Origin of the sequence: Pseudomonas wenzhouensis, assembly GCF_021029445.1 — a bacterium.
GTDB lineage: Bacteria > Pseudomonadota > Gammaproteobacteria > Pseudomonadales > Pseudomonadaceae > Aquipseudomonas > Aquipseudomonas wenzhouensis.
The window spans coordinates 1304436-1324763 of the sequence record NZ_CP072610.1 but is presented as its reverse complement, the minus strand read 5'-3'; the positions used below and the strand labels follow the sequence as shown (position 1 = coordinate 1324763).

Annotated in this window: 18 protein-coding genes and 2 pseudogenes; 8 read left to right on the top strand and 12 right to left on the bottom strand. The window is 61.3% G+C overall.

From position 1 onward, the window contains the following. Positions 1-134 precede the first annotated feature (134 nt). Together J7655_RS20840 and J7655_RS06020 are read left to right on the top strand one after the other, a co-directional pair. Positions 135-395, top strand: a pseudogene (locus J7655_RS20840) (cold shock domain-containing protein membrane protein); the annotation flags it as partial. A 144-nt stretch (positions 396-539) separates the two neighbouring features. After that, positions 540-758 (top strand): annotated as a pseudogene (locus tag J7655_RS06020) (cold-shock protein); the annotation flags it as partial. 42 nt (positions 759-800) lie between these two features. Here the strand turns inward: J7655_RS06020 and J7655_RS06015 are convergent. Next, positions 801-1007, bottom strand: a complete 207-nt coding sequence (locus tag J7655_RS06015; protein ID WP_230926985.1) for a SlyX family protein — start codon at positions 1005-1007, stop codon at positions 801-803. Beyond that, entirely contained in the window at positions 1004-1435 is a 432-nt protein-coding gene (locus J7655_RS06010) for an HIT family protein (protein WP_230926984.1), read from the bottom strand. Before J7655_RS06010 ends, J7655_RS06015 begins: the two co-directional genes overlap by 4 nt. Positions 1436-2088: 653 nt before the next feature. On the opposite strand from J7655_RS06010, the gene J7655_RS06005 reads away from it, so the two are divergent. Beyond that, positions 2089-3384 (top strand): OprD family porin, encoded by a 1296-nt coding sequence (locus J7655_RS06005; RefSeq protein WP_230926983.1) that lies wholly within the window; start codon positions 2089-2091, stop codon positions 3382-3384. Positions 3385-3457: 73 nt separating this feature from the next. Here J7655_RS06005 and J7655_RS06000 read toward each other — a convergent pair whose 3' ends face one another. Then, the gene (locus J7655_RS06000) at positions 3458-3865 is read right to left on the bottom strand and encodes a PaaI family thioesterase (RefSeq protein ID WP_230927679.1); all 408 of its coding nucleotides are present in this window, start codon (positions 3863-3865) and stop codon (positions 3458-3460) included. Between the two features lie 129 nt (positions 3866-3994). On the opposite strand from J7655_RS06000, the gene J7655_RS05995 reads away from it, so the two are divergent. After that, positions 3995-5710: a proline--tRNA ligase gene (locus J7655_RS05995; protein WP_230926982.1), complete on the top strand. Its 1716-nt coding sequence runs from the start codon at positions 3995-3997 to the stop codon at positions 5708-5710. A gap of 20 nt (positions 5711-5730) precedes the next feature. Next, positions 5731-6690 (top strand): hypothetical protein, encoded by a 960-nt coding sequence (locus J7655_RS05990; protein WP_230926981.1) that lies wholly within the window; start codon positions 5731-5733, stop codon positions 6688-6690. A 30-nt stretch (positions 6691-6720) separates the two neighbouring features. Here J7655_RS05990 and J7655_RS05985 read toward each other — a convergent pair whose 3' ends face one another. Next, positions 6721-7401, bottom strand: a complete 681-nt coding sequence (locus J7655_RS05985) for a class I SAM-dependent methyltransferase (RefSeq protein WP_230926980.1) — start codon at positions 7399-7401, stop codon at positions 6721-6723. Between the two features lie 210 nt (positions 7402-7611). Here J7655_RS05985 and J7655_RS05980 point away from each other — a divergent pair, with 210 nt between their 5' ends. Both J7655_RS05980 and J7655_RS05975 read left to right on the top strand, forming a co-directional pair. Continuing rightward, positions 7612-10677, top strand: coding sequence for a transglycosylase domain-containing protein (locus J7655_RS05980; protein ID WP_230926979.1), 3066 nt, complete (start codon positions 7612-7614; stop codon positions 10675-10677). A 95-nt stretch (positions 10678-10772) separates the two neighbouring features. After that, a complete protein-coding gene (locus J7655_RS05975) occupies positions 10773-11654 on the top strand; it encodes an alpha/beta hydrolase (protein ID WP_230926978.1) in 882 nt (293 codons plus the stop codon). 4 nt (positions 11655-11658) lie between these two features. Here the strand turns inward: J7655_RS05975 and J7655_RS05970 are convergent, their stop codons facing one another. The 3 genes from J7655_RS05970 to J7655_RS05960 form a co-directional block, all read right to left on the bottom strand. Continuing rightward, positions 11659-11871, bottom strand: coding sequence for a VF530 family protein (locus J7655_RS05970; protein ID WP_230926977.1), 213 nt, complete (start codon positions 11869-11871; stop codon positions 11659-11661). A gap of 99 nt (positions 11872-11970) precedes the next feature. Next, complete coding sequence (gene putP, locus J7655_RS05965) at positions 11971-13455, bottom strand: sodium/proline symporter PutP (RefSeq protein WP_074860241.1); 1485 nt, start codon at positions 13453-13455, stop codon at positions 11971-11973. Between the two features lie 455 nt (positions 13456-13910). Continuing rightward, positions 13911-15044 (bottom strand): GNAT family N-acetyltransferase, encoded by a 1134-nt coding sequence (locus J7655_RS05960; protein WP_230926976.1) that lies wholly within the window; start codon positions 15042-15044, stop codon positions 13911-13913. Positions 15045-15145: 101 nt separating this feature from the next. Between J7655_RS05960 and J7655_RS05955 the strand changes: the two genes are divergently transcribed. Then, positions 15146-15751 (top strand): inorganic diphosphatase, encoded by a 606-nt coding sequence (locus tag J7655_RS05955; protein WP_230926975.1) that lies wholly within the window; start codon positions 15146-15148, stop codon positions 15749-15751. A gap of 50 nt (positions 15752-15801) precedes the next feature. On the opposite strand, the gene J7655_RS05950 is transcribed toward J7655_RS05955, so the two are convergent. The 5 genes from J7655_RS05950 to J7655_RS05930 all read right to left on the bottom strand — a co-directional run bounded on the left by J7655_RS05950 (position 15802) and on the right by J7655_RS05930 (position 20285). Further along, positions 15802-16731: a ParB/Srx family N-terminal domain-containing protein gene (locus J7655_RS05950; RefSeq protein WP_230926974.1), complete on the bottom strand. Its 930-nt coding sequence runs from the start codon at positions 16729-16731 to the stop codon at positions 15802-15804. An 82-nt stretch (positions 16732-16813) separates the two neighbouring features. Continuing rightward, positions 16814-18118 (bottom strand): OprO/OprP family phosphate-selective porin, encoded by a 1305-nt coding sequence (locus tag J7655_RS05945; protein ID WP_230926973.1) that lies wholly within the window; start codon positions 18116-18118, stop codon positions 16814-16816. Between the two features lie 158 nt (positions 18119-18276). After that, on the bottom strand, positions 18277-18609 hold the full coding sequence (locus J7655_RS05940; protein ID WP_230926972.1) for a YnfA family protein: 333 nt from the start codon (positions 18607-18609) through the stop codon (positions 18277-18279). Between the two features lie 9 nt (positions 18610-18618). After that, positions 18619-19047: a hypothetical protein gene (locus J7655_RS05935; RefSeq protein ID WP_230926971.1), complete on the bottom strand. Its 429-nt coding sequence runs from the start codon at positions 19045-19047 to the stop codon at positions 18619-18621. A gap of 74 nt (positions 19048-19121) precedes the next feature. Further along, positions 19122-20285 carry an MFS transporter gene (locus J7655_RS05930; protein WP_230926970.1) on the bottom strand — a complete coding sequence of 388 codons (1164 nt, stop codon included), beginning with the start codon at positions 20283-20285 and terminating at the stop codon, positions 19122-19124. Positions 20286-20328: the final 43 nt, after the last annotated feature.

The following is a 20328-nucleotide window of genomic DNA, read 5'->3' as shown; positions in this document are numbered from 1 at the left end:
CGGCCTGCCATATCACCTTCCTGTGGCATGGCCAACCTTGCATACCGGTGCGCACCTGCCGTTCAGTTGGCAGGCGGTTAGCGCGCTCTCTCCGCAACACCTTGAGTCATCATCAATTAGTGAGTTCATCGAAGATGTTGAAGATTGCCCATCTCGTTACAGGGTTTGCTGCCCTGCTGCTTTGCGCCGTACCCGGTTTTTCCACTTCATTGCTGACCACCCCTGATGCCGTCTACCTGGCACTGACTGGCCTGCTCAACCTGCTGGCCGCCTCGCAACAACAGAGCGCTCCGGCTGCGCGGCAGCAACTGCTCGGCCTGTCTTCTGCACTGCTGATACTGGCCTCGGTGATACAAAGCCTGATCCTGCTTGCTCCACTGCCCAACATTGGCGGTCAACCAGCCATCTGGCTGCCACTGCTGACCCTGCTCGTCGCCGTGGCGCTGAACCTGGCCGCACACCTGAAGACCGCCCCTCGCAGCCCAGAACAACGCGCACCCTCGCAGCCTACCAGCGTCAGCACCAGCTTCAGCGATGACGATCGCGAGACTGGCACGGTCAAGTGGTTCAATACCTCCAAGGGCTTTGGCTTCATTTCCCGCGACTCGGGCGAGGATATCTTCGTGCACTTTCGTGCCATTCGCGGCGAAGGCCACCGCGTACTGGTCGAAGGTCAACGTGTGGAGTTCTCGGTCATGCAGCGTGACAAAGGCCTGCAAGCCGAAGACGTGATCGCAGCGCCCCCCGCGCGGCGCTGAGCGGCACACCAAGCAAAGCCCGGGAAACCGGGCTTTTTCACATCAGTAGTGCGGAGGCGGCGCTTCGTCTTCGGCAATCCCCGCCTGCCCACTCAAGTCCTCCTGACGACGTGCCAGAACCTTTAGCTGTAACTGCATGCGCTCGATACGCTTGTTCTGCTCCACCAGCTCGTCGCTCAGTGCCTGAATGGTGTCATCCTGAAAGGCCAGGCGGCTTTCCAGCTCCATGATCCGCGACTCAAGGCTCATGCAGACTCTCCGGCAAACTGAAAATCCCTGGTCAGCACCAACCGCAACCTGGCGATGATCTGCTCGACCTGATGCGCCTCGTAAGGCTGCGCCGGGTGCCGCCCCCAGACCGGCGCGGGCCAGGCGATGTCATCACGCCGGCGCACGATCACATGCATGTGCAACTGACTCACCACATTGCCGAGCGTGGCGACATTCATCTTGTCGGCGGCAAAAGTATCCTTGAGGGTCTCGGCCAGCAGCGTGGTTTCCTGCCACAACTGACGCTGATCGGCCGCATCGAGCTGGAACAGCTCGCTCACTTCCTCGCGACGCGGCACGAGGATGAACCAGGGGTAGTGGGCATCGTTCATCAACAGCAGACGACTCAATGCAAAGTCCCCGACCAGCAGACAATCCTGCTGAAGACGTGAATCCAGAGCGAACATGGCGATTCTTCTCCTTTGAACAGATCACTCAAGCGTAGCGCCTGAGCCACGCGATGGCGCGCAGCATACGCGGGCCCCTCGGACAATTCATCCGCAGCCCCTGCACCAGCGCAAGGCACTCGATACAGAGACGCACCGCAGGCGTGCAACATGATGTTTCTTCTCGTAATGCATGCCCCCAGGCGTTACCCCATGCGAGCCCTGGCCAGGCCCGAAACAGGCCCCTGACTGCGAACTGCCGACAGCACACCCAGTCGCGATAAACCCGCGCCACCCTTGAGTCCACTGACCTGCCATGAGGCGCCACACAGCGTAAAAACAAGGTTTTACAGAGCACATCCGGTTTTGAGCACGACTCTTGCTAATGTCCAGCACAATGCCCGGCAAGCCGTGCAGTCGATCAATAACAGCGGTACCCGGCACAGCAGAACCGCGAAAACGTCGGCCAGCCGTAGCACGCCTGCAGAGCTACACATTTGCGACATTCCCTCAACTCCATGCGACACGGAGCCGCAGAAGTCGCAACGAATAGACTGTAACTATCGCCAACCTTGGCCGTGTGCTATAAGTTAGCGCCGACACAAAAAGAAAGAGCCGCCCATATAACAAAACAATGGGCAGCGCAACTCTTCCAAACCAAAGGAGCAATCACGATGCAAGTGATGAAGTGGAGCGTAATCGCCCTGGCAGTCGCCGCGGGCACCAGCCAACTGGCTTTCGCCAGCGCACAATCTGAGTCCAACGGCTTTGTTGAGGACAGCAGCTTCAACGTACTGAACCGTAACCTGTACTTCTCCCGCGATTTCCGCAACGCAGGTCCAGACCTAAATGATGACCCTCAGGAATGGGGTCATGGCATCATTGGCACCTTTGAATCTGGCTTCACTCAGGGCACTATCGGCTTTGGTGTAGATGCTATCGGCATGCTTGGGATCAAACTGGATAGCGGTAAAGGCCGCACCGGTACCGGCCTGTTTCCGACAGGCAGTGATGGCCGCTCCCAAGACGATTACTCCGAAGCAGGCGGCGCCGTAAAACTGCGCCTGTCCAGTACAGTACTGAAATACGGTACTCAGTTCACTGCCCTGCCTGTTCTGAGCACTGACGACAGTCGTCTGCTGCCAGAAACTGCAGAAGGCTTCCTGGTAACCAGCAACGAAATCGAAGGCCTGGAGCTGCACGCCGGTCACTTCACCGGCATCAATGCCCAAGATCAAACCAATCGCGACAGCATTGGCTTGAAAAGCGCTGACGTACTCGGTGGCACCTACAGCTTTAGTGATGACCTGTCAGCCGCACTCTACCTTTCCGATGTAGAAGACGCTTTCAAGAAGTACTACGGCAACGTCAACTATACCTTCGGCATTAGCGAAGATCAGTCCCTTAACTTTGATTTCAATATATACAAGACTGATTACGATAAAGAATATACAAATACCGGAAAGAGCGAAGACAATACTATCTGGAGTCTTGCCGCAGCCTATAACTTTGGAGCTCATACGCTCACTGCAGCCTACCAGAAGTCTCATGGCGGTTACACCGCACTTGACGACAATGGCAATCCCTTCACGGTTGGTTACGATTACGGTGTAGACGGCGGCGGCACTGTCTGGCTCGCCAACTCCGTACAACGCTCCGACTTCAATGCCAAGGATGAGAAATCTTGGCAACTGCGCTATGACTTGGACTTCGCTGAATACGGTGTACCCGGTCTTACATTCATGGCCCGTTACATCAGTGGTTCCGATGCAGATACAGGTGTAACTAATAACGGCAAAGAGTGGGAGCGTGACATTCAGGTTGGTTACACCATCCAGGATGGCCCGGCGAAAGACCTCAACATGCGCGTTCGTCAAGCCACTTACCGCAGCAGTGATGGCGTCTACTACGGGTCGCCATCGATTGATGAAGTCCGCGTAATCCTCGAATACCCGCTGAGCATTCTGTAACTTCAGCGCTACTCGATAGCGGTATAAAAGAAACCCGGCCTTGGCCGGGTTTCTTTATTTAGACCCCAGTGATTTAAATCGGCAACGCGTATGTCCCCGTTACATGCGCAACCAGTTCCTCCTCGTTACCTGCCGAATATAACGAAACTTCGCAAACCGCCTGGCGCCGACTCAAGCGCAATATGCGCGCCTCGGCCAACAGGTCCACCGGCCTGGGTTTGACCAGAAAGTTGATATTGAGATTGGAGGTGACCGCCATCTCTACTCGACCGAGCCTCCCTAGCACCACGGCATACATGGCCGCATCCCCCAGCGCCATGATGGTCGGCCCTGACAACGTGCCGCCCGGGCGCACCAGCTTGGCGTGAAATGGCACACGCGCCAGCACGCCACTCTCATCGAGGCGATCGATACGTAGGTCGATATCCTCGGCCATCGGCAATCCAGCCCGAATCAGTGCCTGAACCTCAAGCGCGGTCAATCCCACGGTTTATTCCTCCCGGTAAACGCGGTAGCACTTTCGCCACTGCAGCCGTCCTGTACGCCACTGTATAGGCACCGTACAATGCCAGCCTATTCCAAGCCCTAGCAACCGACAGAACGGCCAAACATGCGTACCAGTCAGTTCCTGCTCTCGACCCTGAAAGAAACCCCTTCCGATGCCGTGGTGATCAGCCACCAGCTAATGCTGCGTGCCGGCATGATCCGCAAACTGGCCTCCGGCCTGTATACCTGGCTGCCGATGGGCCTGCGCGTACTGCGCAAGGTCGAGAACGTGGTGCGCGAGGAAATGAACGCCGCCGGCGCCCTGGAGGTGCTGATGCCCGCCATTCAGCCGGCCGAGCTGTGGCAGGAGTCCGGGCGCTGGGTGCAGTACGGCCCCGAGTTGCTGCGCGTCAAGGATCGCCATGACCGCGAATTTTGCGTCGGCCCGACCCACGAAGAAGTGATCACCGATCTGGCCCGCAACGAGCTGAACAGCTACAAGCAGTTGCCGATCAACCTGTATCAGATCCAGACCAAGTTCCGTGACGAGATCCGTCCGCGCTTCGGCCTGATGCGCGGCCGCGAGTTCATCATGAAGGACGCCTATTCCTTCCATGCAGACCAGGCGTCGCTGCAGGAAACCTATGACCGCATGCACCAGGCCTACTGCAACGTGTTCAGCCGCCTGGGCCTGAACTTCCGCCCGGTGCAGGCCGATACCGGCTCCATCGGCGGCACCGGCTCGCACGAATTCCACGTGCTGGCCGACTCGGGTGAAGACGATATCGCTTTCAGCAATGTCTCCGACTACGCCGCGAATATCGAAAAGGCCGAGGCCATCCCGCGTGAAAAAGCGCGCGGTGCTGCGACCGAAGCGATGCGCCTGGTCGATACCCCCGATACCAAGACCATCGATGCACTGGTTCAAGGTTTTGGCCTGGCCATCGAGAAGACCATCAAGACCCTGGTGGTGCATGCCGCCGAGGAAGGCAAGCTGATCGCCCTGATCGTGCGTGGCGACCACGAACTGAACGAGATCAAGGCCGCCAACCTGGAGCAGGTGGCCAGCCCGCTACAGATGGCCAGCGAAGCCGAGATTCGCGCAGCCATCGGCGCAGGCCCTGGCTCGCTCGGCCCGGTTAACCTGCCGATTCCGTGCATCATCGACCGCAGCGTAGCGCTGATGAGCGATTTCGCCGCCGGTGCCAACATCGAAGACAAGCACTACTTTGGCGTCAACTGGGAACGCGACCTGCCACTGCCCGAAGTTGCCGACCTGCGCAATGTCGTTGCCGGCGACCCCAGCCCGGACGGCCAGGGCACCCTGGAAATCAAGCGCGGCATCGAAGTCGGCCACATCTTCCAGCTCGGCACCAAGTACAGCGAGGCGATGAACTGCCAGGTGCTCGGCGAGAACGGCAAGCCGGTCACCCTGACCATGGGCTGCTACGGCATCGGCGTATCGCGCGTGGTGGCGGCCGCCATCGAGCAGAACTTCGACGAGCGCGGTATTCGCTGGAACGATGCCCTGGCGCCGTTCCAGATCGCCCTGGTGCCGCTGCGCTACGAAACCGAGCAGGTGCGCGAAGCCACCGACAAGCTGTATGCCGAGTTGACCGCCGCCGGCTATGAAGTGCTACTGGATGATCGCGACAAGAAAACCAGCCCCGGCATCAAGTTTGCCGACATGGAGCTGATCGGCATTCCGCATCGCGTCGTGGTCAGCGACCGTGGCCTGGCCGAGGGCAACCTCGAGTACAAGAGCCGCGCCGAAACTGACGCACAAGCCGTACCGCTGGCCGAGATCCTGCCTTTCCTGCAAGCCCGTATCCGCCGCTGATCACGCCCAACCGAGACATCATGCACACGAGCAACAAACTTCGCCTGACCGGCGCCGCCTTGTGCGGCGCCCTCTTCCTCAGCGGTTGCGCCAATCAGTTGCCGCAACGCAGCGAACATGAGGAGCGCGTCGAACGCAAACTGCTGGATCACCAGTTGCAGATTGATGCCGGCGAACCCAAGGTGCTGGAGCTGCCGCAGCGCCGGGTGCGTGTGCATGACCAGAAGAGCTACGAGGTCACGGCCTTCGAGGTGACCCGTCGCTACGACCGTTACACCCCCTACCAACCCTGGCGCGAACTCTATGAAGTGCCAATGGGCGCAGTAGCCGTGGTAGCCGGTGTGGGCGCCAACATCCTGAATGTCGTATTGCTCGGCAGCCTGCCGGAAACCGCGACCCGCGACTGGATCAGTTACGGCATGGCCGGGCTCAACCCGTTCATGAACGTCGAGTCCAATGGGCGCGCCGAGCAGAACCTGGCGAGCATCAACGAGGTGCAACGCGACAGGCGCATGGAATACACCAACCTGCCCTGGAGTGAGCGCCCGGTGCAGGTCAAGGCGGGTGACCAGCAGTTCGAGCTACTCACCGACAACAGCGGCGTGCTGCGTCTCAACCTGCTGGACAGCCCATTCACCGAACAGGACATCGGCCGCCTGAACATGCTGCAACTGAGCGTTGAAGACCAGCTTGGCGACGATGTCGCACGGGCGCAAACGACGCTCATGGTCAGCCATACGCTGCGCGGAAAACTGCGTGAAGCGCATGACCTGATCTTCGATGATCTCGAAGGTGACGACGTCGAACAGTGGGTGCATCGAGTCAAACGGCTGTCCGACCTGGGTCTGGAAGAGGAGGCCAGTGAGCTGGAGCAGAGCCTGATCGAGCTGACGCGCAATGACCCCGAACTGCAGGAAGCGTTCCTCAAGGCCTTGCTTCAGGACGCCGGCCGCCTAGCGGCGGATCCGGCAACCAACTGATGATCAACTGGCTGCCTGCCGGTCTTCAGTTCACAGTGGCTTGAGCAATAACAGCAGGGAGACTGGCTGAACACTTTCGGGGTGGAGCGGCTCCTGCAGCCACTCCAGGCGCCAGCCGGTTTCGCCCATCAGCGCCAGCCAGGATTGCAGCGTCCGAAAGAACCAGGGCATGGGCGCCTGGAATCCCTCACCGAAGCCAACGAAATCCTCTACCCGCCAACCGTCCTGATAAGGCTCACCATGACTGGCACGCCACGGATGCAGAGTCTGAATCAGCAGGCTGCCGCCTGGTGCGAGCAGCCCATGTAAGCTGCGCAAAATCGGCTGCAGTGGGTCTTCGAGCAGGGCGAAATTACACACCAGCACCTCGAAACGCCCAAGCTCATCGGCATGCGCGTCCAGCTCGGCATAGCCACAGACACGATATTGACTGCGCCCATCGCACGCCGCGCGCGCCGCGTCGATCAGCGGTGCAGAGGCATCGACCCCGACCGGTTCGATGCCGTGCTCAGCCAGACCACGGCACAACCAGCCCTCACCGCAGCCAATGTCCAGCACACGCCTGGGTTGCAATGCCAGCACGGCCTGAATGATGGCGGCATCGGTAACCAGCCGCCGGCTCTCGATGCGTTGCTCACGCACCGCAGCCGCCCAGGCATCGGCATTGGCCTGCCAGCTTTGCTGAAGTTGTTCCCGGTGGTCGCGTTGCATGGTGCTGCCCTGCATCGATGCGCTCTGGCGAGTCTAGCAGGCCTGCCCGCTGCGGCGTACAGCTCGGTTAATCGATAAAACCGCCGGCCAGACGCCCCGTCAGCGTCTAAGCTGTTATCAGGACAAAAGAAAGAACGCAGCCCTGGCGAGCTGAGGTCAGCAGCCGGCCAGGCGCCTCGCAACAATGCTGACAAGCCAGGCCGGTGATTTATGGGTGCAGCATGGCAAGGCAAACCACGGCAGAGTGACCTGGTTGCGAAAACAGGGCGTTACTGGCGCCTGACGTTCTACCTTGTGCTGGCGGTTCTGGTACTGGCCACTACTGCCCTGCTGGTATTCGAATCGCGCAGCGCACATTTTCAATCACGCGAGCTGAGCCGTTATGCCGCAAGCCTCAGCTACCAAGTCGAACCTGGCCCCAGCGAACGGATCGTTTACCCAAGCGACGGCCCTTTCGACAAGCGCCAGGGTTACGCGTACCTGCCGCTACTGCTGGAACGCCTGCAGCAGCGCGATTATCAGATTACCGAGCAGTCGCGCTTCTCCGACGAACTGATGACCTACAGCAGCCGCGGGTTATTCCCACCCTTTCTCGAGAAGAGCCAGAGCGGCCTGAGCATCAGCGACTGCCGGGGTACGCCCTTCTACGAATTTCGTTACCCGCAGCAGGGCTACGCCGACTTCGCCAGTATCGCGCCGCTGGTGGTCGATAGCCTGTTGTTCATCGAGAACCGACACCTGCTCGATGCGTCGCAACCGCTGGCCAACCCGGCGGTAGACTGGCCACGCTTCGCCATGGCAGCGCTGTCGCAGCTGGGCAAAATGCTCGACGTGCAGGACCAGTCCGCTGGCGGCAGCACCCTGGCGACTCAGCTGGAGAAGTACCGTCATTCTCCCGATGGCTTGACGCTGTCTGCCGGAGAGAAGCTGCGGCAGATGATTTCCGCCAGCGTGCGCGCCTACCAGCAAGGGCCACAGACACTGGAAGCACGGCAGCGCATCGTGCGCGACTACCTCAACAGCGTGCCTCTCTCCGCCGCCCCCGGCCATGGCGAAGTACACGGCCTGGCTGATGGGCTGCGCATCTGGTACGGCGCCGACTTCGAGCGCACCAATGCCCTGCTCGACCCGCGTCACTCACCTGACGCCAGCCTGGCCGAGCGCGGCCTGGCGCTGCGCCAGGTGCTGTCGCTGATGATCGCCCAGCGCCGCCCCTCCTATTACCTCGCGCAAGGGCGCCGCGACATGGAGGCACTGACCGAAAGCCATATCCGCCTGCTCGCCAACGCCGGGCTGATCACCGCCGACCTGCGCGACGCCGCGCTCTCGCAGAAACTGCAGTATCGCGACTGGCAGCAGGAGCCCAATCTGCGCGCCGTGGAAAGTGACAAAGGCATCAGCGTGGCGCGCTCACGCCTTTCCAATCTGCTGGGCATGCCACTGTACGACCTGGATCGTCTCGACCTCTCCACACGCAGCACGCTGCAGCGCGACCTGCAGCAACAGGCCAGCACTTACCTGCAGAACCTCGCCAATCCGGACTTCGCCGGCAAGATCGGTCTGTTCGGCGAGCGCCTGCTATCGCCTGAGAAAACCGCGGAAGTACGCTACAGCTTCACCCTGTTCGAGCGCACACCGACCGGCAGCCGGGTACGCGTGCAGACCGACAGCACCGACCAGCCTTTCGACATCAACGAGGGCAGCAAGCTGGAGCTCGGTTCCACCGCCAAACTGCGGGTGCTGGCCACCTACCTGGAAATCATCGCCGAACTGCATCAGCGCCATGCCGGCAAGAGCCCGGCCGAGCTGCGCCAGGTGGATATCGCCGAGCAGGACTACCTCAGCCGCTGGGCCGTGGGCTACCTGCAAGCCAACCCCGAAGCCGACCTGGCCAGCATGCTGGAAGATGCGCTGGAGCGGCGCTACTCCGCCAGCCCGAATGAGCGCTTCTTCACCGGCGGCGGATTGCACACCTTCGGCAACTTCCGCCGCGAGGACAATGGCCGCAACCCGACCCTGCGCGAGTCGCTGCGCGAATCGATCAATCTGCCGTTCGTGCGTCTGATGCGCGACCTGGTGCGCTACAGCACCTACCAGAACAGCGCCGAGCTGCTCAAGGACGACAAGGATCCGCGCCGCCAGGAATACCTGCAGCGCTTCGCCGACCAGGAAGGGCGCACGTTCCTCCTGCGCTTCTGGCGCAAGTACCAGGGCCAGCCGCCGCAGCAGCGTCTGGAGACCTTCATCAATGGTCTGCGTCAGACGCCGGTACGCCTGGGTGCCGTGCACCGTTACCTGCTGCCGCAGGCCGACGAAGCGACCTTCGCCGCCTTCCTGCGGGCGCAACTGCCGCAGGAAAACCTCAGTGAGCAACTCATCGCCCGCCTGTACAAGGAGTACGCCCCCGGTGCCTACAGCCTGCCGGATCAGGGCTATATCGCCCGCGTGCATCCGCTGGAACTGTGGCTGCTGGGTTATTTGACCGATAACCCGCAGGCGAGCTTCAGCGACGCCGTGGCGGCCAGTGTCGACGAGCGTCAGGAGGTCTACGGCTGGCTGCTGCGCACCCGGCACAAGAGTGCCCGTGACAGTCGCATTCGCATCATGCTGGAAGTCGAAGCCTTCTCCGACATTCACCGGCGCTGGCAGAACCTCGGTTATCCCTTCCAGCATCTGGTGCCATCACTGGCCACCGCCCTGGGCAGCTCCGGTGACCGGCCGGCAGCGCTGGCGGAACTGATGGGCATCATCCAGAACGACGGTATCCGGCAGCCGGTACTGCGCATCGACGAACTGCATTTCGCCGCTGGCACGCCTTACGAAACACGGGTCGAGCGCGATACTCATGGCGGCATGCGGGTGATGCAGTCCGAGGTCGCGGCGGCGCTGCGCAATGCCCTTTCTCAGGTCGTCGAGGGTGGCACCGCCCGGCGCCTGCAAGGCACCTTTCAACTGCAGGACGGCCAAAGCCTGACGCTTGGCGGCAAAACCGGAACCGGTGACAACCGCATCGAAAGCGTGGGCGCGGGCGGACGGGTGATCAGCTCGCGAGCCATGAACCGCACAGCCACCTTCGTGTTCTTCCTCGGCCCGCGCCACTACGGCACCCTCACCGCATTCGTACCGGGGCGTGATGCCGAGCGATTCACCTTCACCTCGGCGCTGCCGGTACAGGTGCTCAAGGGCATGGCGCCGATCCTCGCGCCTTATCTCGAACCGGGCAGCGCGACCCTGTGTACCACGCCCGCAAGTCCGGCGCAGATCAGCAGGCGGTAATACCCGGTAACCACAGCGGCCGGCGCCTGGGGAAACCCGGCATTGGATATGCAGTCCATGGCAGCATCATCCGTCGCTGTTCGTGAGTCTCATCCATGTCTTCGTCCTGGTTTCCTCTGCGCCGTCGTCGCCTGAGCCTGATCGTTCTGGCCAGCCTGCTGGTCCTCCTGCCCATCGGCTGCGCCAAACTGGAGCAGACCGAGCGCGAACTGGTGTTTCGTATCGAGCCAGGCACCGCGCGCTGGTTCAGCGGCTTGCCCGCTGGCGTCGAGGACGTGCAATTGCAATCACCCACGCTCGCTGCCGATGAAAGCCTGCACGCCTGGTGGTGGCCCGCGCCGCGCAAGGACGCCCCGGCGCTGCTCTACCTGCATGGCTCGCGCTGGAACCTGACCGGCCAGTTGTTTCGCATCGAGCAGTTGCACGCCATGGGCTTCTCGGTGCTGGCAGTGGACTACCGGGGCTTCGGTCAGAGCCGTGGCCCCCTGCCCTCCGAAGCCAGCGTCTACCAGGATGCGCTGATCGCCTGGGAGCATCTGGTGCGCCTGCAACCAGAGGCGAGCAAACGCTTCATCTATGGCCATTCCCTCGGCGGCGCGGTGGCCGTCAACCTGGCCCATGAACTGGCCGACGACAAGCAGTCGCCGCAAGCGGCGGGGCTGATCGTCGAATCCAGCTTCACCAACCTGGGCGATGTGGCCACCGCAGTGAGCAATACCTCGCTACCGGTGCGCTGGCTGCTGTCGCAGGAGTTCGACTCACTGAGCAAGATCGGCGCGGTCGGCGTCCCCGTGCTGATTGCCCACGGGCGTGATGACCGCTACGTGCCCGCCCGTTTCAGCGAAGCCCTGTTCGATGCGGCCCGTGAGCCCAAGCAATTGCTGCTGATCGACGGCGCCAACCACAACAACGGCCTGCGCATGGCCGGCAACAGTTACCGCCAGGCTTTACAGGCGCTGGGGCTGCAGATCAACTGAACGTTCAGGGCTTGAACTGCTGCAGATAGAGTTGCTCGACCTTGGCCCGCGCCCAGGGCGTCTTGCGCAGAAAGGTCAGGCTCGATTTGATGCTCGGCTCATGCTTGAAGCAGCGCACATCGACATGCACGGCAAGGCCATCCCAACCGATACGCTCGACCAGAGCGGTGAGTATCGCCTGCAGGGTCAGGCCGTGAAGCGGGTCATTGCTGCTCATACCGACATCCATCGAATTAACGTGCGCCTATCTTAGTGCCATAAACGAAAAAGGCGATGACTGCCGGGCAGTCATCGCCTTGTATTCAAGCCAGCTGGATCAGACCGACTTGTACTCGCTCTCGGCCTGGTCGAAGCGGCTCAGCATCGACTGGCTCGGCGCCTTACCGATGCGGCTGAAGATGACGATGGCCAGGGTGGCGAGGATGAAGCCCGGGATGATTTCGTACAGCCCCAGACCGATCCAGTTCTTCCACACGATCACGGTGGCCGCGCCGACCAGCATGCCAGCCAGGGCGCCGTTACGGGTCATGCCCTTCCACACCAGCGACAGGATAACCACCGGACCGAACGCAGCGCCGAAGCCGGCCCAGGCGTAGGACACCAGGCCCAGTACACGGTTTTCCGGGTTGGCAGCCAGGGCGATGGCAATCAGCGCCACCAGCAGCACCATGGCACGGCCGACCCAGACCAGTTCAGTTTGCGAGGCGCCCTTTCGCAGGAAGGCCTTGTAGAAGTCCTCGGTCAGGGCACTGGAGCACACCAGCAACTGGCAGCTCAGGGTGCTCATCACCGCGGCCAGGATGGCGGACAGCAGGATGCCGGCGATCCACGGGTTGAACAGCAGTTTGGCCAACTCGATGAATACACGCTCCGGGTTTTCGCTGACCGGGCCGGCCAGATCCGGGTTGGCCGAGAAGTAGGCAATACCGAAGAAGCCCACGGCGACCGCGCCACCGAGGCAGAGGATCATCCAGGTCATGGAAATGCGACGGGCTGCCGGGATCGATTTGACCGAGTCGGCCGCCATGAAGCGCGCCAGGATGTGCGGCTGGCCAAAGTAGCCCAGGCCCCATGCCAGCAGGGAAATCACGCCAACGAAGGTCGCGCCCTTGAGCATGTCGAAGTTGGTTGCATCCTGCATTTCGATGGCGATGAAGGTCGGCTCTACACCACCGGTGGCAATCATCACCACGATCGGGGTGAGGATCAGTGCGAAGATCATCAGCGTGGCCTGCACGGTATCGGTCCAGCTAACCGCCAGGAAACCACCGATGAAGGTGTAGGCGATGGTCGCCGCAGCGCCGGCCCACAGGGCGGTGCCGTAAGACATGCCGAAGGTACTCTCGAACAGGCGGGCGCCGGCCACCACACCCGAGGCGCAGTAGATGGTGAAGAACACCAGGATCACCAGCGCCGAGAAGATTCGCAGCAGGCGGCTGTTGTCCTCGAAACGGTTGGTGAAGTAATCCGGCAGGGTCAGGGCATTGCCGTTGTGCTCGGTCTGCACGCGCAAACGGCCGGCGACGAACAACCAGTTGAGATAGGCGCCGGCAATCAAGCCGATGGCGATCCAGCTTTCCGACAGACCGGCGACGAAGATCGCACCCGGCAAGCCCATCAGCAGCCAGCCACTCATATCGGAGGCACCAGCGGACAGCGCGGTCACGAAGCTACCGAGGCTGCGGCCACCGAGAATGTAGTCGGAAAGGTTCTTGGTACGCAGATAGGCGATCAGGCCGATCAGTACCATGGCTGCGATGTACACCACGAAGGTGACGAGCATTGGAGTACTAGCTGTCATTGGGGGGCTCCCCTCTCGTTTGTTGTTCTTGGGCACCGTGCCCGGTTTGGCAAAGCGCATCCGCCTGAGCGGATACGGGGCTCCGGTTTCTGTTCCTCGTCACGCCGATGACCGCCGGACATGATCAGGGTAGATTCCGGCGCAATACAATCACCACGCACTGCATCGGCAAGTGCTTGCGCACTGTCTCTGGCCTGACTGGCTTGCGCCTGCGGCCAGCAAATCGCGTTACCACCCTTTCGACTGCGCAACCGTTGTCATCGCTACAGCTCAACCAGACCAATCAGACCGGTCCGTGCAGACAAAACGCTTGTCGCGAAAGTAAGGGCGGAATTTAGTGGCAGAGGTGAGCGAGCTTCTTGCTGAAAGCTATGGAGTTTTTGCAAAAATCTCCGACGCAGGGAACTTGTGACAAACAGCCATTGCGCGTCTTGCGCGATAACCTGATCGCTCGATCAGGCTTCGCCAGACTGACGAAAGGGCAGATAACTGCGCGCCTGTTCAGCGTAAACCCGCACGCCAGAGCGCTCCTGCTCGAGAAACCCGGCGACCGCTGCCTGCAACCCCGGGTGGGCCAAATGATGCCACGAACGGGTAATTACTGGTTCGAAACCACGAATCAGCTTGTGTTCGCCCTGCGCCCCGGCATCGAAGCGTTCGAGCCCTTCGGCGATGGCCCACTCCATGCCCTGATAGAAGCAGGTTTCGAAATGCAGGCGGTCGAATTCGGCCAGGCAGCCCCAGTAGCGACCGTAAAAGGTATCGCCATCGACCAGGCTGAACGCCATGGCCAGCGGCCGTCCATGCTGCCGGGCGAATACCACACGAATCATCTCCGCCATGCGCTCGGCCAGCAGACTGAAGAAGTCCCGCGCCAGATAGGGCGCCTGGCCGCGCACATGATAGGTGTTGGCGTAGCACTGGTAGACGAAATCCCAGTCGGCCTCAGTCAACTCATGGCCAGCGCGCCGCTCGAAATCGATGCCCTGCCCCGCGACCTGTTCACGCTCCTTGCGCATCTGCTTGCGTTTGCGCGAAGCGAGCGTGTCGAGGAAATCCTGAAAATCACGATAGCCCCGGTTGTGCCAGTGGAACTGACAACCCAGTCGCTCAAGCCACCCCTCGCACGCCCCGATCACTGCATCGCAGGCCGGGCTGGTGAAGTTCACATGCAGGCCCGACAACCCCTCGGTGCTCAAACCGGCCGTCAGTGCCGCCAGCAACTGCCCGGCTGCCTGGGCATCGCCGAGCAAGCGCGCGCCGGTTACCGGCGAGAACGGCACGGCGCCCAGTAGCTTGGGGTAATAGGCGATACCCGCACGCCTGCAGGCATCGGCCCAGGCGTGATCGAACACGTATTCGCCGTAGGAATGCTGCTTCAGGTAGGCCGGCATGGCCGCCTGCAGCGCGCCTTGCGCATCGCACCAGAGCCGGTGCGATGGCTGCCAGCCGCTGTGACCACCCACGCTGCCGCTGTCCTCGAGCGCGGACAGAAAGGCATGACGCAGAAACGGCTGTCGTTGTGGCAACAAGGCATCCCAGGCAGCCGCTGACACGTCGTCCAGAGAGTCGATAGTGATAATGGGCATGAGCTGAATCCCGCCAGTCAGGCTGCAATATATCTCTAACAATGCACCGGCACTATGAGCGGGCCAACCTTATTATTTTCAGCGCTGTGAAGGAGTTACGCATGCAACGATCCATTCTCGCCACCACCCTCGCCCTGCTGCTCGGCAGCGGCACAGCCATCGCACAGCAGTCGATCACCCATCCCTTTCACGCCTCTCAGGCAGAGGATGCACCGAATAACGTGCACATGGCGGTGGAAATCCCGGCGGGCAGCTTCACCAAATATGAGATCAACGAAGAAGGCCTGGTTTTCGTCGACCGCTTCCAGTCCATGCCTGTGGTTTACCCGGCCAACTACGGCTCGCTTTCTCGCACCCTGGGTGGCGACAACGATCCGCTCGACGGCCTGGTGCTGACGCGCGAACCACTTCACCCTGGAGTTCTGATCAAGTTCCGCCCGATCGGTTATCTGAAGATGATCGATGGCGGTGAAGCGGACGAAAAGATCATCGGTGTGCCCAGCAGCGATATCGACCCGAGCTACGACAACATCAAGGACATCGATGACCTGCCGCTGATCGAACGTCAGCGCATCGAGGCGTTCTTCCGCGTTTACAAGCAACTGCCCGAAGGCCGCAAGAAAGTCGAACTCAATGGCTACGGCAATGCCGCCGAAGCACGCCAGATGATTAAGACCGCGCTGGAAAACTACACAAGCAACAACTGATCACTCACCAGACAAGCCTGACCGAGCGTCGGGCTTGTCTGCAGTCGTGATCAATGCGTATCGGCCAACGCCTTCTTGTAGCGGGTGACATAGTTCAGCTTGCGGCCGGCCACCTTGTTCAGCTCCTTGCGATCCATCGACGAATAGCCGCCCAGCTCACGGGCCTTGAAGCCACTGTTGCCGACTTCATCTTCTGGCGCGAGTGCCACCATCTTCTTCGCCGCCGCTTCGACCGCGTCGCGGTAATCGCCACGCTCGCTCAGGTCATAGCCATCCAGCGCCATCACCGAGCGCAACCAGTTGCCCCAGTAGAACTCCAGGAACTCCGGGGCCACTTCGCCGGAGCGCGGTTTGTCGTAACCCACCTCGCGGGTGAAGTACACCAACGCCCGATAGGGGTCGTTGGCCAGGTGCTGCAAGCCCAGTTGGCCGGGTATCTGCTGAGGGTCGATGACCTGACCGCTACCGTCCCTGAGCCAGGCCTTGCCTGCCTGCGCCATGCGCTGCCAGAAACTGGCCATGTCCGGGCTGTCACTGAAGTTGTCGGTCACCTTGACCCACATGTTCAGACTCTCCCCACCCCTGGGGTGCTCCAGCAGCACGGTGAAGGTGTGATGGCCATCGGTCAGGAACAGCTTGCCCTGGGGGCCGACGACCACCGTTTTCATCTCGCCGCTGCGGGCACCGACCTGGTTCTGACAGGTGAAGCTGTCTGGTTTGTGCAGGTCGGCATCCCCCGGCACACTGGCACTTTCGCCCTGCCCGTTGGCCTCGCAGTATTCGTCGAACAGCTTGTTGCGCTCTTGTGCAAAGCGGCCGAGCTTGTAGTAGATCTGGTCGTAACCGACCACAGCCTGGGTCGGATGCAAGGCCCGCAGCGGCACCTGAAGCAGCTCGCCAGGCTTGGCTGCCCTGTAATCCTGAGCCAGGGCGGCTGAGCTCACCCCCAACGCAAGCAGTAGCAGGATGATTGGACGCATCGAGGCATCTCCAAAGAATTTATCGATAAAAAAGCCCCGCCAGTGGCGGGGCTCAATCAGGAGCAACGGTTGAAGGTGTTACTTAGAAGACGTACTGCAGGCGACCTACGATGGCCTTGCCATCGTCCTGCACGCTCTTGCCACCAACCTGGTTGGAGGTATTGATGTTGTCCACCTGATAGTCGACGTAGTTCAGGCTGGTGCGTACGGACGGGGTCACGAAGTAGTTCACACCGACCACCATGGCCTTGGTCTCGAACTCGTCGTTGACGTCGTCAGCGACGATACCGGCCAGCCCCAGGTTGCCCGGAATGGCACCGGCATCGGAGTCGATGGTGGTGCTCTCGTAACGAGCGAAGATTTCCCAGGAGCCTTTCATGTTGTCCGGCTTGTCCCACTTGCCATCGGCAGCCTTGTACTGGCGCACGCCGTTGAACATGTAGGAAACCTGAGCGTAATAGCCATTGAGGTCGACGTCGGACTTGGCGCCGGCCAGCGTTTCGCCGCTGATCTGACGCTGGAAATACTCGGCCTGAGCACGGAAAGAACCGAACTGAGCACCGGATTCCAGCACCCATTCAACGTCCTTGTCGGCCACGCGCACATCGCCGAAGGTCAGGCGGAAGTCGTTGTCGCTGCGAATCCCCATGCGGGTGCGCGCGCGGGCACGGTTATCGTCGGACTCGCTGTTGTGGTAGTTGGCCGCGAGGTGAATGACGTCGGTGCCATTGAGATACGGAGCCCAGTGGGCGCGCAGGGTGTAGCCGTACAGTTCGTCGTTGTCTTCGTTCTTGTAGTTGTTGTCGCCTTCGTAGGTGGCAACCTGGGCCATCAGGCCGTAGTTGTCGCCCGAATGCTTGAAGTTGACACCGAACTGGGTGTCCTCATCACCATTGAGGAAGTCGTACATGAACGGACGTTCGATGGCGGTGATCCAGGAGGAGCTGGTGGAGTTCTCCAGGCCGTAATCGACCCCGAAACGACCGACGGTGAAGGTTCCGATGTCCAGGCCGGTGTAGGCGATGAAGGCACGGTCGACACTGGTGTCATCGGCTTCGTCGTAGCTCAGACGCAGCCCCCAGTCCCAATCGCTGTAGGCCGTGCCTTCCAGGCCGAACTCACCGCGACGGATAAAGGTGTTGAAGGTATCGTCGAACGGCTTGTTCTGGTCGGCAGCCATCAGGCCATCGAACTGAGTGGCATCCCACTGCAGCTTGCCGCTCAGCTTGAAGCTGAATGCCTTGTCAGTGGTGGCGACTTCCAGGCCACCTTTGGTCTTGATCACGAGGTCGGCGCCGTCAGTGGTGACGGTGCCGGCGAAAGCCTGGGCGGAAACGGCCAGAGCCAGAGCGCTGGCTGCGAAACCGGCGAAGTGCTTACGGATCATCGAGGATTCCCCTGTTGGACTTTAAGTGTTGAAAACACCCGAGCGATGGGCTCGTTCGTGTTGGGGGGAATCTTGGCGAGGGGTTATTTCAGCGCAGTTGCCGATATATAAATATTTGATGACAGCGGAACTTTTTACATCCGCTACTTATAAGCAGCTCAGGAAGACTGCAGTCGCGGGCCCAGCAGAATGAGGGTGGCGCCCGCCAGGCACAGCGCTGCGCCCAACCAATCGCTGAGCATGGGCCGGGTCTTCTCGATCAGCGCCAGCCACAGCAGCGATGCGACGATGTACACACCGCCATAGGCGGCATAGGCACGACCGGCGAAGGCGGCCTCGACACGCGTCAGAATCAGCGCAAACAGCGCCAGGCTGAGCAGCCCCGGGACAATCCACCAGACACTGCGATCAAGCCGCAGCCACATCCAGAAGGCGTAGCAACCGGCAATCTCGAACAACGCGGCCAGCAGGAACCAGAGATAGTTGATCATGCGCCTAACCTAACCACGCAAGCTGCCTTCACGCTCCCAGGCACAGCGCACGCGTAACGCACCTTCCTGCGGGCTGTGAAAGCCGTTGTCGGACTCCCAGCGGAAGGTGTGCAGACCACCCAGCTCGGTATCCAGGTGCACCACTGCGCTGGCCCAATACAGCCGCTTGAGCAACGCCTCGAAAGCCTCGATCCACAGGTTCCACTCGTACTCGATCGCGCCATAGCTGGCGCCGAAGTGGATCACCTGGGTCTGGTACAACCCCGCCCCCGGCGTCTCGCAGAAGGAAAACATCTCGCGCCCGAGAAAAGGCCACAACTCGCCAGCCGGCAATTCCGCCAGCACGCCATGATTGGTTTCACGGCGCAGGCGACGCAGCTCGGGGTCATCCGAGGGCCAGTCGCGGATGCAGCCATAGACGATGGATTCGGACTCCACACCGGCACTCCTGAAAAAGCAGAACGCCTTCTAACACAGCCCGCCTGGGCAGGAAAGGAACTGCGGCCAATTGTTCAATGCCGCTGCTGGCGATGACGCCCCAGTAACCAGGCTACCAGCGTCATCACCAGGGCCAGCCCGGTGAGCACCGCGAACGGCAAACGGTAGCTGCCGGACAGATCGCGGGCCAGCCCGGTGAGAATCGGTGTCAGGCTGCCAAGGCTGTAACCGGTGAACAGCATCATCGCCGTCCAGCGGCTGACTGCCAGCGGTGAACCGGCTTCGTACAGCGGCAGCACCAGTGACAGGGCGAAGGAGCCGCCCATCGAGAAGCCCATGACCACCGCCCACAATTCGGGAACGAAACGCGGCATGAAGGTCACCATCGCCAGGCAGCCACAGGTGACCAGCCCGCACGCCAGCAACAGCGGGTAACGGGCGTTGTAGCGCTGAGCCAGCCAGGGCAACAGGAATGAACTGGGCAAGCCCATGAGCATGGCCAGGCTGAGCAGCGAGTTGCTGCGCAACATGCTCAGCCCGGCTTCGTGGTAGCGTGCCACGGCCCAGGTGGCGATGGCATAGAACAGTCCGGCCTGAATGGCGAAGAAACAACTGATCAGCCAGGCGCGCGGCTGCCGCCAGGGCAATCCAGCACTCTCCTGGCCTTCGGCTGCGCCGGCCTGGTTGGGCAGCCACAGCCAGAGCATCACCCCGAGCAACGCCGGCGTAGCCCACACGGCCAGGCCCAGGTGCCAGGCATCGCCGAACAGCGCCGTGGCCGGCGCAGTCAGCACTGCACCACCGGCACCACCAATGGCCATGCCCAGCGAATACCAGCCGACCACACGCCCCATCTGGCTGGCGAAATGGCGCTTGATAAAGCCCGACAGCAACGGTCCGGCCACCGCGATGGCAGCGCCCAGCGCGATGGCACTGCCGATCAGCACCGCACTCTGATACGCGGCCAGACGCGACAACAGCGCCAGGCCAATTACTCCGAGACAGACCAGGATGGTGCGCTCCAGCCCCCAGCGCATGGCCAGGCGCGGTGCCAGGGGCGCGAGCAGGCCCATGCACAATACCGGCAAGGCCGTGGTCAGGCTGATGAAGCTGCGGCTTAGCGACAGCTCCATGGCGATGCGCTCGATCAGCGGCGCGAGAGACGTGATGCCGGGGCGCAAATTGATCGCCGCCAACACCAGGGCCACTAGCAACAGGGCCCGAGGGACTGGTTTCACAAGTTATCCGAGGTCATGACGGCAGGCAGGCCGGGGCGGCCAC